This window comes from Kitasatospora sp. NBC_01300 (assembly GCF_041435235.1).
In the GTDB taxonomy this organism is placed as follows: domain Bacteria; phylum Actinomycetota; class Actinomycetes; order Streptomycetales; family Streptomycetaceae; genus Kitasatospora.
In genome coordinates, this window is sequence record NZ_CP108408.1 from 3,900,289 (window position 1) to 3,914,853 (window position 14,565).

10 protein-coding genes and 1 tRNA gene are annotated in these 14,565 nt (G+C 72.8%); 8 read left to right on the plus strand and 3 right to left on the minus strand.

Features of this window, described 5'->3' with window-relative positions; all coding sequences use genetic code 11:
- Positions 1-94: 94 nt before the first annotated feature.
- Positions 95-2,902 (plus strand): SpoIIE family protein phosphatase, encoded by a 2,808-nt coding sequence (locus OG556_RS17405; protein ID WP_371517848.1) that lies wholly within the window; start codon positions 95-97, stop codon positions 2,900-2,902.
- Positions 2,903-2,939: 37 nt separating this feature from the next.
- On the opposite strand, the gene OG556_RS17410 is transcribed toward OG556_RS17405, so the two are convergent.
- Complete coding sequence (locus OG556_RS17410; protein ID WP_371517850.1) at positions 2,940-3,737, minus strand: hypothetical protein; 798 nt, start codon at positions 3,735-3,737, stop codon at positions 2,940-2,942.
- Between the two features lie 172 nt (positions 3,738-3,909).
- Complete coding sequence (locus OG556_RS17415) at positions 3,910-5,739, minus strand: phosphatidylglycerol lysyltransferase domain-containing protein (RefSeq protein WP_371517851.1); 1,830 nt, start codon at positions 5,737-5,739, stop codon at positions 3,910-3,912.
- 321 nt (positions 5,740-6,060) lie between these two features.
- Here OG556_RS17415 and OG556_RS17420 point away from each other — a divergent pair, with 321 nt between their 5' ends.
- Both OG556_RS17420 and OG556_RS17425 read left to right on the plus strand, forming a co-directional pair.
- The gene (locus OG556_RS17420) at positions 6,061-6,732 is read left to right on the plus strand and encodes a response regulator (RefSeq protein ID WP_371522733.1); all 672 of its coding nucleotides are present in this window, start codon (positions 6,061-6,063) and stop codon (positions 6,730-6,732) included.
- The gene (locus tag OG556_RS17425) at positions 6,729-7,877 is read left to right on the plus strand and encodes a sensor histidine kinase (RefSeq protein WP_371517852.1); all 1,149 of its coding nucleotides are present in this window, start codon (positions 6,729-6,731) and stop codon (positions 7,875-7,877) included. The genes OG556_RS17420 and OG556_RS17425 overlap by 4 nt, the downstream gene beginning before the upstream one ends.
- A gap of 51 nt (positions 7,878-7,928) precedes the next feature.
- Here OG556_RS17425 and OG556_RS17430 read toward each other — a convergent pair.
- A tRNA-Leu gene (locus OG556_RS17430) sits at positions 7,929-8,012 on the minus strand.
- A 418-nt stretch (positions 8,013-8,430) separates the two neighbouring features.
- Between OG556_RS17430 and OG556_RS17435 the strand changes: the two genes are divergently transcribed.
- The 5 genes from OG556_RS17435 to OG556_RS17455 all read left to right on the plus strand — a co-directional run bounded on the left by OG556_RS17435 (position 8,431) and on the right by OG556_RS17455 (position 14,550).
- Positions 8,431-9,291 (plus strand): FhaA domain-containing protein, encoded by an 861-nt coding sequence (locus OG556_RS17435; protein WP_371517853.1) that lies wholly within the window; start codon positions 8,431-8,433, stop codon positions 9,289-9,291.
- Between the two features lie 46 nt (positions 9,292-9,337).
- Positions 9,338-9,880, plus strand: coding sequence for an FHA domain-containing protein (locus OG556_RS17440; protein WP_371517854.1), 543 nt, complete (start codon positions 9,338-9,340; stop codon positions 9,878-9,880).
- Between the two features lie 53 nt (positions 9,881-9,933).
- On the plus strand, positions 9,934-11,559 hold the full coding sequence (locus OG556_RS17445; protein ID WP_371517855.1) for a PP2C family serine/threonine-protein phosphatase: 1,626 nt from the start codon (positions 9,934-9,936) through the stop codon (positions 11,557-11,559).
- Between the two features lie 160 nt (positions 11,560-11,719).
- The gene (locus OG556_RS17450) at positions 11,720-13,096 is read left to right on the plus strand and encodes an FtsW/RodA/SpoVE family cell cycle protein (RefSeq protein ID WP_371522735.1); all 1,377 of its coding nucleotides are present in this window, start codon (positions 11,720-11,722) and stop codon (positions 13,094-13,096) included.
- The gene (locus tag OG556_RS17455; RefSeq protein WP_363619391.1) at positions 13,093-14,550 is read left to right on the plus strand and encodes a penicillin-binding transpeptidase domain-containing protein; all 1,458 of its coding nucleotides are present in this window, start codon (positions 13,093-13,095) and stop codon (positions 14,548-14,550) included. The genes OG556_RS17450 and OG556_RS17455 overlap by 4 nt, the downstream gene beginning before the upstream one ends.
- Positions 14,551-14,565: the final 15 nt, after the last annotated feature.

Sequence of the window (14,565 nt, forward strand, 5' to 3'; positions counted from 1 at the left end):
CACAAGACACGCCCCGGGTTTCCGCACAGCGTGCCTTCCTCCGGAGAGACGGCCGCCTCCAGGCGTGGCGGCCAGGCGGGAGCAGACCGAATCCATGGTGGCCGAGTCCAACTCCACACCGCGCCCGGCGGGCGCCGAGGCCGTACCGGGTGACCACCCGACCGGCGTGGCCGCCCTGGTCCGGCTCGCCCTCGTCCTGGTCGACCGGGCCGGCCGGATCGCCCAGTGGAGCCGGGCCGCCGAGGAACTGTTCGGGCACCGCGCCGAGGTCGCCCACGACCGGCCGGCCAGCGGACTGCTGCCCGCCCTGGAGCCGCTCGCCGCCCCCGACCAGGCCGCCGGGTCCGCCGTGCGCCGCCGCTGCGACGCCCTGGACACCCTGGCCGCGCTGACCGCCGACGGGCGACCCTGGGCCGGCCAGCTGGCCGTCATCGACCGCGAGGAGCACCTGCGCGACGTGCTCTGGTGGGCCTGGCCGCTGCCCGACCCGTTCGGCGGCCTGCTCGCCCTCGCCGCCGACGCCCGGCCGCTGCGCACCGCCGGCCCCCGGCTCGCACTCGGCGAGCGGCTGCTGCCGTTCGCCGCCGCCCCGCCCGCCCGGGGCGGCTTCCACCGGCTGGGCGCGGCCCTGACCCCGCCCGGCCGGCTGCGCGCCGGCCTGCTGTCGGCCGACCGGCTGGCCGGGCTGCTGCCGGCCGGTTCGGCCGACCGCCGGGCGCTGCTGCTCGACGTGCTGGACCGGGCCGGTCTGCCCGCCCTGCGGCTGGACCCGGCCACCGTGCTGCCGGTGCTGCCCGCCGACCCGCAGGCCGCCGCCGCGCACGCCGCCGCCGGACTCGGCCGCCGCTACCCGACCGCCCAGCAGCGCGCCGCCCGGGTCGGCCCGCCACCGCAGCCCGAGCAGTCCGCTCCCCCGGCCCGGATGGTCCGGGGGCGGCCGTCCGGCCCGCTGCCGGCCCAGCGCGAGACCGCCGAGCGGTCCGCGGCCGCCCAGCCGTCCGGCGCCGCCGGCGCCCCGGTGGGCGTCCCGCCGACCGCCCCGGCTACGACCACCCCGGCCCCGGCGGTCCCGTCCGCGACCGCCCCGCCCCCGACCGGAGGAGGAGCCGCCATCGAGCCGGCCGCCGTCGAACCGCCCGCCCGCCGCCGTCCGCCCCGCCGTACCGACCGGACCCCTGCCGCCCCCACCGGCGCCGAGGGCGCCCAGTCCGGGCGGCTGAGCCCGTTCCTGACCAACGGGCAGGCCGGCGAGCAGCTGGCGCTGCTGAACGAGGTCGGCGGCAAGGTCGGCACCACCCTGGACCTCGGCTTCACCGCGCACGAGCTCTGCCAGGTGCTGGTCCCCCGGGTCGCCGACTTCGCCTGCGTGGACCTGGTGGACGGGCTGATCTCCGAATCCGAGCTGCCGGCCGCCCGCCCGGACGACGACACCATGCTCCGCCGGGTCGCCCTGGTCTACAACGAGACCGGCGGCGCCTGGGACCACGTGCTCTCCGAGGGCTCGCTGGTCAGCATGCCGCGCCGCACCCCGCCGGGGATGGCCCTGCAGCTGAACCAGCCGGTCCTGGTCCCGGTGATCAGCGCGGACGTCGCGGTCGACTACGCGATCGCGCTCGGCGGGGCCCAGCTGGCCCCGGTGGTCTCCGGCCGCTCGATGCTGGTGGTGCCGCTGTCCGCCCGGGGCACCGTGCTGGGCATCCTCAAGCTGCTCCGGCTGCCGGACCGCGCCCCCTTCGACGAGAGCGACGCCGCCACCCTCAAGGAGCTGGCCGTCCGCGCCGCGCTCTCCCTGGACAACGCCCGGCTGCACCGCGCCGAGGCCAGGGTGGCCACCACCCTCCAGCGCTCGATGATCCCGACCCGCCCGCCGCAGATCCCCGGCGTCCAGATCGCCCACCGCTACCTGCCGGGCGACCCGAAGGCCGAGGTCGGCGGCGACTGGTTCGACGCGATCCAGCTGCCCGGCAGCCGGGTCGCCCTGGTGGTCGGCGACGTGATGGGCCACGGCCTGCACTCGGCGGCCGCGATGGGCCGCTTCCGGACGGCCATGCAGACCCTCGCCGCGCTCGACCTGCCGCCCGGCCAGCTGCTGCGGCACCTGGACAACCTGGCCCACAAGCTCGGCGACGACCACCTCGCCACCTGCCTGTACGCGGTCTACGACCCGATCAACCGGACCTGCGAGCTGGCCAGCGCCGGCCACGTCCCGCCGGTGCTGGTGCACCCGGACGGCTCCGGCGAGCTGCTGGAGATCCCGGCCGGCGCGCCGATCGGCGTCGGCGGGGTGCCGTTCGTCGCCAAGACCATCGACGTCTCGGACGGCTCGATGCTGGTGCTGTGCACCGACGGCCTGGTCGAGGTCCGGGGCGGCGACATAGGAGCGGGCCTGGCCGCGCTCTGCGGCAATCTGATCGACCCGCTGCAGAGCCCCGAGCAGGCCTGCGACGTGGTGCTCAAGCGCCTGCACTCGGACGACCGGAAGGACGACGTCGCCCTGCTGGTGGCCCGCTTCGACGGAGTCGCCCCGTCCGAGGTGGCGACCTGGGACCTCAGGGTGGACCACCGCGAGGTGCGCCGGGCCCGCTCGCTGGTCCGCGAGCAGCTGGCCGGCTGGCACCTGGAGGCGCTCAGCGACATCACCGAGCTGCTGGTCAGCGAGCTGGTCACGAACGCCGTCCGGGTGGCCCGGGACCGCGTCCAGCTCCAGCTGATCCGGGTGGACAAGCTGCTGGTGGAGGTCAGCGACGACAACCACAACCTGCCGTCGCTGGAGCCGGCCGAGCAGTTGGGCGAGACCGGCCGCGGCCTCACCCTGGTGACCAAGCTCGCCGAACGCTGGGGCACCGCCCGCAAGGCGGTCGGCAAGGTGGTCTGGTTCGAACTCCCCCTGCCGCACGGCTGACGGCCGGCTGCCCGACGGCCGTCAGACGGCGTGTGGATCAGGGAACGAGCGCGCCCGCCGGGCGCCGCCGGGCCTCCACCGCGACCTCGCGCGACGCGGCCGCGGCCACCGAGGTGGCGGCCCCGACCCCGGCCAGCACCCGCGGCCAGAAGTCCCCGAACACCTCGACCGAGACGGCGAGCAGCAGCGCGGTGATCACCGCGACCACGTGCTCCAGCCCGGCCAGGTTCGGCAGCACGATTGCCTCGCCGACCATCATGACCACCACCAGGCCGGCGGTGAGCCAGGCCCGGCAGCGGAACGCGATGCAGATCGCCAGCGCCACCACCGCGGCCGACGGCCCGGTGTCCCGCACGTAGGCGACCCACTTCGGGAAGCCGAACAGGTGGCCCGGGCCGAGCGCCACGCCGATCCGGGCGAACAGCGTGCCCGCCAGGGTGCAGGTGTAGGCCACCACCAGGGTCATCCGTCGGCCGAGCACGATCTCGGCGACGCCGAAGACCACGAACACCTGGGCCAGCGCGCCCCAGACCGGCAGGTCCAGCGCCGGCACGTACAGCGAGAGCGGGGTCCGCAACAGCGAGACGTCCAGCGGCAGCGCCGCCTTCACCACCCCGATGCGGTTGACGAAGTGCTCACCGCCCGGCAGGTGCTGGGTGATGCTGAACAGGAGGATCAGAAACGTCGCCGCCGTGGCCATCGGGACGGCGGCGAACTTCTTGCGCACCACCGCGTCCCGCACCGTCGCGTACAACGTCCCCCACTCGGCGACAGCGGCCGATCTGACCAGTGCCAGCGACCCCTCCCGCACGCCCCCCGCGTGGGTCCTGTCCATCACAACCGTTACTCCCGAATCCCCGAACTTTCTGAGCTACTCCCACATTAGAAGCCTCTTAACAAATGCACATCGGCATGGATGCGGATCAGGGTCATCCTCTGGGGGGAGGGATATCCCCCACCTCACCCCCTATCCGACCGCCCGGTCCCCTCCGCCCCCCGGCGGAGGGCTACCCCTTCCCGTCCCGCGCCGCGACCGGGAGGCGGGGCGCCACCACGGCGGCCCCGGAGTGCCGGCGGCGGAACAGGGCGGGCAGGCTCGGCGCGACGATGAAGCCCTCGGCCCGCGCGCTGGCGATGCCGATCCGCGGGATCTCGCTGCTCTTCTCGAACAGCAGGTAGCGGGGCTCCCAGATCGGCCGGTACTTGGCGTTCGCGCGGTACAGCGACTCGATCTGCCACCAGCGCGAGAAGAAGCCCAGGACGGAACGCCACAGCCGCAGCACCGGGCCGGCCCCGAGCCGCGAACCGCGCTCGAAGACCGAGCGGAACATCGCGAAGTTCAGCGACACCCGCTTCAGCCCGACCTCCTCGGCACGCTGCAGCAGCTCGATGACCATGAACTCCATCAGGCCGTTCTCGGTGTCCCGGGCCCGGCGCATCAGGTCCAGCGAGAGCCCGTCCGGGCCCCACGGGACGAAGCTCAGCAGCGCCTTGAGCTCGCCGTCGCCGTCGTGGCACTCCAGCATCACGCAGCGGCCGTCGCCCGGGTCGCCGAGCCGGCCGAGCGCCATCGAGAAGCCGCGCTCGGTCGCCCCGTCGCGCCACTGGTCGGCCTTGGCCACCAGTTCGGCCATCTCGGACTCGGGGATGTCCTCGTGCCGGCGGATCCGCGTCGTGTACCCGGCCCGCTTGACCCGGTTGTACGCCTGGCGGACCACCCGCATCGCCCGGCCGTCCAGCGAGAACTCGTCCAGCTCGACGATCGCCTCGTCGCCCAGTTCCAGCGCGTCCAGCCCGTGCCGGGCGTAGATCACGCCGGCCTCCTCGGAGGCGCCCATCACGGCCGGCGCCCAGGCGTGCTCGCGGGCCTCGGCCAGCCAGGAGTCGATCGCGCCCGGCCAGGCCTCCGGGTCGCCGATCGGGTCGCCCGAGGCCAGCGAGACCCCGCCGATCACCCGGTAGGTCACCGCCGCCTTGCCGCTGGGGGAGAAGATCACCGCCTTGTCCCGGCGCAGCGCGAAGTAGCCGAGCGAGTCCCGCTCGCCCTGCTTGTCCAGCAGCGAGCGCAGCTTCGCCTCGTCCTCGGGGTTCAGCAGCTCCTTGCCGCGCGGGCTGCGGAAGGCCACGTAGAGCACCAGCAGGAAGAGCACCGCGCCCATCGCGTTGATCGCCGCGTTGACCCAGGTCGGCGAGGAGATCACCGAGCGCAGGTGCTCCGAGGGGTTGATCGTGATCATCCGGCCGACGGAGTAGCGGAAGAGGTCCCAGAAGCCCGCGCCGCCGAGCCCGTTGGTCGCCCAGACCAGCAGCGCGCCGACGACCCCGCCGAACAGCAGCCCGCCGACGAAGGTGGCCGCCGCCGTCTTCGGGTTGGAGCGGTCGCCCTTGGACGTGAAGTCCTTCCGCCCGATGACCAGCGCCAGGACGAACAGGCAGGTCAGCACGGTGGAGATGTAGTTGAGCGGGTGGTCCTTGAACCGCTCGCCGGGCATCACCATGGCCAGCAGGTACAGCAGCGCGAACATGCTGGCCAGGGCCGCGTTGAAGATCCAGGCGGCCCGCTTGCGCCGGCGCATCGCGATGGCCAGGAAGACCGCCAGCACCGCGCTGGCCAGACCCGAGGTCATCAGGTACGGGGTGAAGTACTCACCCTCGTTGTGCTCGTTGACCTGGTTCCCCCACGGCACCAGCAGCACCGTCGCCACGTTCAGCAGCGCCAGCAGCCGGAGGTACCACACGGAGACGGCGGCGGCCCGCGGGCGCCAGCGGTCGAGCACGCCGACGGGCCGGGGCCCGGTGGACGTGGCGGAAGGCTCCGACTTCACAGTGGACGACACAGCTCAATTCCAAACGATCAGATAGTGGGGCGCATCCGCACACGGCCCGGCGACGGGTGCCCGCAGGGGGCCCGACGGACTGACCGGCGGCCCTCACCTCGACCGGGCGCCCACTGAATGGAGCAGGCCGACAAAGGGCAGCCAACTCCATGGTTCCCCACCCGGCCTGAGAATTGCGTGAACCGGGTAGCGGATTCCGACCCCCGCCATGTGGCGGGGGTGAGGACCGCCATCCGTTCGGCGCCCCGCACCGGCTACCCCTACCCTCGAAACGACCCGCGCGGACCGCCCGACCCCGGCCGCCAGAACCGAGGAGGCACCATCACCGACACCCGCGTGCTGATCGTGGACGACGAGATCCTGGTCCGCTCCGGCCTGGGCCTCATCGTCGGCTCCGCCCCCGACCTGGAGGTCGTCGGCGACTGCTCCGGCGGCCAGGCCGAGGAGCACGTCCAGCGCCTGCGCCCGCACGTGGTGCTCCTCGACATCCGGATGCCGGACCTCGACGGCATCTCGGTGCTGCGCCGACTGCGCGCCCTGCCGGACCCGCCCACCGTGGCGATGCTCACCACCTTCGACAGCGACGAGTACATCGGCACCGCGCTGCGGGCCGGCGCCTCCGGCTTCCTGCTCAAGGACACCGCCCCCGAGCAGCTGGTCCACGCCGTCCGGGTGCTCGCGGCCGGCGGCAACATCCTGTCCCCGACCGTGACCCGCACCGTGATCGGCGGCTACGTCGACGGCGGCGGCCCGGACGCCGAGGCCACCTCGCTCGCCCGCACCCTCACCGGCCGGGAGCTCGACGTGCTGGCCCTGCTCGGCGAGGGACTGTCCAACGCCGAGATCGCCGACCGGCTCTTCCTCGGCACCGGCACCGTCAAGGACCACATCAGCGCGATCCTCGGCAAGCTCGGCGCGGCCAACCGGGTCCAGGCGGCGGTGCTCGCCCACCGGGCCGGGCTGGTCCGGCCGAAACCCGGCGACGGGGCATGACGGCCACCGAACAGCTGCCGTCCAGACGGCTCCCGGCCTGGTGCACCGCCCCCTGGCTGATGCTGCTGCTGCCCGCCCTCTACTCCCTCCTGGACGCCGCCCTGGTGGCCCGGAACTCCCCGTGGTGGCAGATCGCGCTCTCCACGCTGGCCGCCGTCGCCCTGCTCTGGCGCCGCCGCTTCCCGGTGGCGGCGCTGCTGCTCACCATGCCCGGCAGCTACGTCGACGACATCTGGCTGGCCCCGATCACCGCCGTCTACACGGTGGCCGCCGAGCGCCCCCGCCCGCGGATCGTCATCCCCTGCGCGGCCCTGTTCACGCTGGTCGAGTTCTTCCACTGGCCGCTGTCCGAGCAGACCCTCGAACTCAGCCGGGACACCGCGCTCTACGCCATCCAGTCGGTGATGCTGGCCGCCGGCCCGGCCGCCACCGGGCTGCTCGCCCGCACCCGGCGGGAGCTGGCCGCCCGGCTCGACGAGCTGACCCGCGGCCAGGAGCGGGAGAGCCGGCTGCTCGCCGAACGGGTGCTGATCAGCGAGCGCGGCCGGCTCGCCCGGGAGATGCACGACGTGGTCTCGCACCAGGTCAGCCTGATCAGCATCCAGGCCGGCGCGCTCCAGGTGAGCACCGCCGACCCGGCCGCCGCGACCACCGCCCGCACCATCCGCGAACTGGCCGTCCGCACCCTCGACGAGCTGCGCCAGATGGTCGGGGTGCTGCGCAGCACCGCCGGCCCGCGCCCGGACGCCCCGCTCGCCCCGCAGCCCCGGCTGGCCGACCTGCCCCGGCTGATCGCGGAGAGCGGGCTGGCCGCCGACACCGAACTGAACCCCGGTGACCGCCCGTGGCCGGAGGCGGTCGAGCGGGCCGCCTACCGCACCGTCCAGGAGGCGCTCACCAACATCACCAAGTACGCCCCGGAGGCGGCGGTGCACGTGAAGGTCCGGGCGAAGGGGCGCCGGCTGCGGGTCGAGGTGCGCAACGACGCGCCCCCGGTCCACCCGGACGAGATCCTGCCGGGCGGCGGCCACGGCCTGGTCGGCCTGCGCGAGCGCGCGCAGCTGCTGGGCGGTTCGCTCAGCGCCGGCCCCACCCAGGACGGCGGCTTCGAGGTCCGCGCCGAGCTGCCCGCCACCCGTTCCTGACCGGGACAACGAGAAAGCCCCGCAGATCCGTAGATCTGCGGGGCTTCGCTGTGCGCGAGGGGGGAGTTGAACCCCCACGCCCTTTCGGGCACTGGAACCTGAATCCAGCGCGTCTGCCTATTCCGCCACCCGCGCATGGGTGTCGTCTTCGTTGCCGACCGATCTTCCGAACCGCTCGGTACCATGTGGTCTTCGCGCTTCTTTGGACCGGCCTCCCTGGTGGGCGGCCCTTCCGACGTGGAAAACAGTAGCACGACCCGGGGGGCCGCTCCGAATCCGTTCTCCGGCGGGACGAAGCGCGTCCGAACGGATGCACGACGAACGGGCGAGCGAGTGACGGGAGCCCGTCCGGGCGGGCACACCTGGCGTGCCGCACCCGGTATGCGTCACCCTGTGTGTCCGAGCCCACCCCCGGGCACCACGCTGTCCGGGAACCGTACGGAAGGGCCCGGCGTGGATACGATCAGTACGGAAGTACCGCAAGTAGGCACGACCGACTCCCGGCGGGATCCGGTCGGCAGGCAGGCGAACGAACCCTGGAAGGGGGTGTCCCATGGGAGTGCTGAAGAAGTTCGAACAGCGGCTTGAGGGTCTCGTCAACGGCACCTTCGCCAAGGTGTTCAAGTCCGAGGTCCAGCCCGTGGAGATCGCCGGTGCGCTGCAGCGCGAGTGCGACAACAACGCGAGCATCTGGAACCGCGACCGCACCGTCGTGCCGAACGACTTCATCGTCGAGCTGAGCCCGCACGACCACGAGCGGCTCAGCCCCTACTCCGGGCAGCTGGGCGCCGAGCTGGCCGGCATGGTCCGCGAGTACGCGGAGGCCCAGCGGTACAGCTTCATGGGCCCGCTCCAGGTGAACCTGGAGAAGGCCGACGATCTGGACACCGGCCTGTACCGGGTGCGCAGCCGCACCCTGGCGGCCGAGGAGCCCCAGCAGTACGCCCCGCAGCAGCAGCCCGGCTACGACCGCCAGCCGGCCGCGCCGGCCCCCGGCGCACCGTGGCAGCAGACCGGCGCCGGCCAGTACGGCGCGCCCCCGCCGCCGGCCGCGCCCCCGGCGATGCCTCCGGGCCCGCCCGCGACGTCCGGCGGCAACGTCCGCGCCTTCCCCGGCGCCGGCCACGGCGCCTCGGTCCGCCGCTGGATCGAGGTGAACGGCGCGCGCCACCAGATCACCGGCGCGGCCTGCGTGCTCGGCCGCTCGACCGAGGCGGACGTGCGGATCGACGACCCCGGGGTCTCCCGCAAGCACGCCGAGATCCGCCCCGGCACCCCTTCGATGGTTCTCGACCTCGGATCCACCAACGGCATCGTGGTGGACGGGCAGCACACCCAGCGCGCTACGCTCCGCGACGGCTCCCGCATCGTCGTGGGCTCCACCACCATCGTCTACCGACAGGTCGAAGGGTAGTGTCCGAGTTGTTCGCGCGCCTCGCTCACCGACAGGCGGGCCGGCCATGTCAGAACTGACCCTCACGGTCATGCGGCTGGGCTTCCTGGCCGTGCTGTGGCTGTTCGTCATCGTCGCGATCCAGGTGATCCGCAGCGACCTGTTCGGGACCAAGGTGAACCCCCGCTCCTCCCGTCGCGGCGCCAACGCCGCTCAGGGTGGCGCCGCCGCCGCTCCGGCCGCCGGGCGCGCCGCGCAGGCCCCGGCCGCCGGCCCCGCGGCGGGCCAGACCCAGGGCGGCGGCCGCCGTCGCGGCGCCCCGACCCAGCTCGTGGTGGTGCAGGGCTCGCTGGCGGGCACCACCGTCGCGCTCCAGGGCCAGACCATCACCCTGGGCCGCGCGCACGACTCCACCATCGTGCTGGACGACGACTACGCGTCCTCCCGGCATGCCAGGATCTATCCGGATCAGACTGGGCAGTGGACGGTCGAGGATCTAGGCTCCACCAACGGCACCTATCTGGACCGGCAGCGCCTGACCGCGCCCACTCCGCTCCAGCCGGGCATGCCGATCCGTATCGGCAGGACCGTCATCGAACTGCGGAAGTAGTAGCGCATGAGGGACAGCATCCCGTCCATGACCCAGAGGGGGGCACAGGTCGCATGACCCTGGTGCTGCGCTTCGCCGCCGGCTCCCACAAGGGACTGATCCGGGAGGGGAACGAGGACTCCGGCTACGCCGGGCCGCGGCTGCTGGCCGTGGCCGACGGCATGGGCGGCGCCGCGGCCGGCGAGGTCGCGTCCTCCGAGGTGCTCGGCTCGATCGTCCGACTGGACGAGGACGTGCCGGGCGCCGACCTGCTGACCCTGCTGGGCGACGCCGTCCAGGGTGCCAACGACCGGCTCCGGCAGATGGTCGAGGAGGACCCGCAGCTGGAGGGCATGGGCTGCACGCTGACCGCCATGCTCTGGACCGGCCAGCGGATGGGCATGGTGCACGTCGGCGACTCCCGCGCCTACCTGCTGCGCGACGGCTCGCTGGTGCAGATCACCCAGGACCACACCTGGGTGCAGCGCCTGGTCGACGAGGGCCGGATCACGCCGGAGGAGGCCGAGACCCACCCGCAGCGCTCGCTGCTGATGCGGGCGCTCGACGGCCGCGGCCAGGTCGAGCCCGACCTGTCGATCCGCGAGGTCCGCGCCGGCGACCGCTACCTGATCTGCTCCGACGGCCTCTCCGGCCCGGTCAGCCACCAGACCCTCCAGGACACCCTCGGCAGCTACTACTCGCCCGAGCAGACCGTGCAGGAGCTGATCCAGCTCGCGCTGCGCGGCGGCGGTCCGGACAACATCACCTGCATCGTGGCGGACGTCATCGACGTCGGCGCCACGGACACCACGAGCGGCCAGTACAACGACGTCCCGGTGGTGGTCGGCGCGGTCGCCGACACCCCGCCGTCCTCGGCCGCCGCGGACCGCTCGATCGCCGACACCCCGGCCGGCCGCGCCGCCGGCCTCGGCCGCGCCCCGCAGGGCGCCTTCGGCCCGGCCGAGGGCTACGATGCCGGCTACGGCGCCGCCCAGGGCGGCTTCGGCCCCGCCGAGGGCTACGAGGGCGAGTACGGCTACGGCTCCGGCGAGCCCTCGGTGTACGGCGCCGAGGAGTTCGACGAGGAGCCGCCCGCGAAGCGCAAGCGCAAGGGCCTCACCGTCTCGGTGGCCGTCCTGGTCACCCTCGGCCTGCTCGGCGGTGCCGGGTTCTTCGGCTACCAGTGGACCCAGGACCAGTACTACGTCGGCAAGCAGGGCGACCACGTCGCGGTCTACCAGGGCATCAACCAGAACCTGGCCGGCCTAAGCCTGTCCTCGGTGCACACCGCGTACAAGGACGTCGAGCTCAAGTACCTGCCGCAGGACCAGGCCGAGCACCTCAACAAGACCATCACGGCCAACAGCCTGGGCGCCGCCACCGCGACCGTCCAGGAGCTCGACGGCTGGGTCAAGCTCTGCAAGAAGGTCGCCGACGCCCGGACCGTCCCGGCCGCCCAGGGCACCCAGGCGGCGCAGGCCACCCACGCCGCGTTCCTGGCCGTCACGCCCACCCCGGGGGAGAAGACCCGCCCCCCGGTGGCCCCCACCACCCCGACCCCGGCCACCCCGACCCCGACCGCCCCCAGCACGTCCGCCCCGGCTCCGAACGCCGCCGCGCCGAACACCGGCCCGTCGGGCGACCTGTCCGGGCTGACCGAGGAGGAGCGCAGCCGGGCCGACTCCTGCCCGAAGCAGTGACCTCCGTGATCCGACATAGGCCCGCCCCGAGCGGGGCAGCCGGCCGTCAGGGAGCGGTCACCACGTGAGCACCTACGACCTGAGCGACGACACCGGCCGGGCCGGCAGGCGCCGGACGGCCACCGACCGCGCCGCCACCCGGCGCCGGGCCAACACCACCATCTCCCTCCAGGGCGCGCCGAACCGGCGCAACACCGAGCTGGCCCTGCTGGCCTTCGCCGTCGTGCTGCCGATCCTCGCGTACGCCAACGTGGGCCTCGCGATGGACTCCTCGCTGCCGAGCGGCATGGTCGGCTACGGACTCGGCATGGGCGCGCTGGCGCTGGTCGCGCACCTGCTGGTGCGCCGCTTCGCGCCGTACGCGGACCCGCTGATGCTGCCGATCGCCACCCTGCTGAACGGTCTCGGCGTGGTGATGATCTGGCGGCTCGACAAGGCCGGCAAGCTGCTGAGCGCCAACTTCCCGGCGGCCCGGAACCAGCTGATGTGGTCGGCCCTCGGGATCGGGCTGTTCATCGCCGTGATGGTGTTCCTGAAGGACCACCGGGTGCTCCAGCGCTACACCTACATCTCGATGGTGGCGGCGCTGGTCCTGCTCGCCGCGCCGGCCTTCTTCCCGGCCCGGGCGGAGGACTTCGGCGCCAAGATCTGGATCCGGATGGGCGGCTTCTCCATCCAGCCCGGCGAGTTCGCCAAGATCATCCTGACGGTGTTCTTCGCCGGCTACCTGATGGTCAAGCGCGACGCCCTCGCCCTGGCCAGCCGCCGCTTCATGGGCCTGTACCTGCCGCGCGGGCGCGACCTCGGCCCGATCATCGTGATCTGGCTGCTCAGCCTGCTGATCCTGGTCTTCGAGAACGACCTCGGCACGTCCTTCCTGTTCTTCGGCCTGTTCGTGGTGATGCTCTACGTCGCCACCGAGCGGACCAGCTGGATCCTGTTCGGCCTGCTGATGTCGATCGGCGGCGCGGTCGCGGTCGCCATGACCACCAGCCACGTCAAGGTCCGCATCGACGCCTGGCTCGACCCGATGGCCGCCTTCGGAGCACACCCGCCGAAGGGCGCCACCGAGCAGATCGGCCAGTCGCTGATGGCGCTCGGCTCCGGCGGGGTGACCGGCTCGGGCCTCGGCCAGGGCCGTTCCTGGCTGATCAACTTCGCCGCGAAGAGCGACTTCATCCTGGGCTCGTTCGGCGAGGAGCTCGGGCTGACCGGCCTGATGGCGATCTTCCTGCTGTACGCCCTGCTGGTGCAGCGCGGCCTGCGCACCGCCCTCGCCGCCCGCGACCCGTTCGGCAAGCTGTTCGCCGTCGGGCTCTCGTCGGCGATGGCGCTGCAGGTCTTCGTCGTGGCCGGCGGGGTCACCGGACTGATCCCGCTCACCGGTATGACCATGCCGTTCCTCGCCCAGGGCGGGTCGTCCGTGGTCGCCAACTGGGCGCTGGTCGCGATCCTGCTGAAGATCAGCGACAGCGCCCGCCGACCCGGGGTCGAAGCGACCCCGGCCACCGAGGGCCAGGGAGGACCCGCTCGATGAACAAGCCGATCCGCCGGGTCTCGATCTTCTGCCTCGTCCTGATCCTGGCCCTGATGGTGCGCACCAACTGGGTGCAGGGCGTCCAGGCCGACGCCTGGGCCACCAACAAGAACAACAAGCGCCAGCAGTACGACCGGTACGCGCACCCGCGCGGCAACATCATCGTCGGCGGCCAGCCGGTCACGAAGTCCGACTTCGTCAACGGCCTGCGCTACAAGTACAAGCGCTCCTGGGTCGACGGCCCGATGTACGCCCCGGTCACCGGATACTCCTCCCAGGTCTTCGGCTCCAGCCAGCTGGAGAACCTGGAGGACGGCATCCTCTCCGGCACCGACGACCGGCTGTTCTTCCGCAACACCCTGGACATGCTGACCGGCGAGCAGCAGCGCGGCGGCGATGTCGTCACCACGATCAACGCCAAGGCCCAGAAGGCCGCCTGGGACGGCCTGGGGGACAAGAAGGGCGCCGCCGTCGCGATCGACCCGAAGACCGGCGCGATCCTGGCGCTGGTCTCCACCCCGTCCTACGACCCGGGCACCATCGCCGGCAGCGAGAGCGGCGACTCCAAGGCCTGGACGGACCTCAACGCCGACCCCAACAAGCCGATGCTCAACCGGGCGCTGAAGGAGACCTATCCGCCCGGCTCCACGTTCAAGCTGGTCACCGCGACCGCCGCGTTCGAGAACGGCCTGTACCAGAACATCGACGACCAGACCGCGACGCCGGACCCGTACACCCTGCCGGGCACCCAGACGGTGCTGAACAACGAGTCGCCGCTCGAGAAGTGCGGGAACGCCACGGTCAAGTCGGGGATGGACCAGTCCTGCAACACGGTCTACGCCAAGATGGGCGCGGACCTCGGCAAGGACAAGATGCGGGCGCAGGCCGAGAAGTTCGGCTTCAACAGCACCATCGACACCCCGGTCCGTTCCGAGAAGAGCATCTTCCCGAACAGCGCGAGCCTGGACGGCACCGCGCAGGACTCGATCGGCCAGCACGACACCCGCGCCACCCCGCTGCAGATGGCCATGGTGTCCGCCGCGATCGCCAACAACGGCAGCCTGATGCAGCCGTACCTGGTCGACCAGGAGCGCTCGGCCTCGCTGACCACCATCTCCAAGCACACCGAGAAGCAGTTCTCCCAGCCGATGAGCCCGGCCACCGCGCAGAAGATGCAGGACCTGATGGTCTCGGTGGTGGAGAACGGCACCGGCAAGAACGCCAAGATCCCCGGCCTCCAGGTCGGCGGCAAGACCGGTACCGCGCAGCACGGCGAGGACAACGCCGGGCTGCCGTTCGCCTGGTTCACCTCGTGGGCCAAGACCACCGACGGCCAGTCCGTCGCGGTCGCGGTCGTGGTCGAGGACGGCTCCAACAACCGCGACGGCATCAGCGGCGGCCGGCTGGCCGCCCCGATCGCCAAGGCGGTGATGCAGGCCGTCCTCGGCAAGTGAGGAGGAGGCCCGACC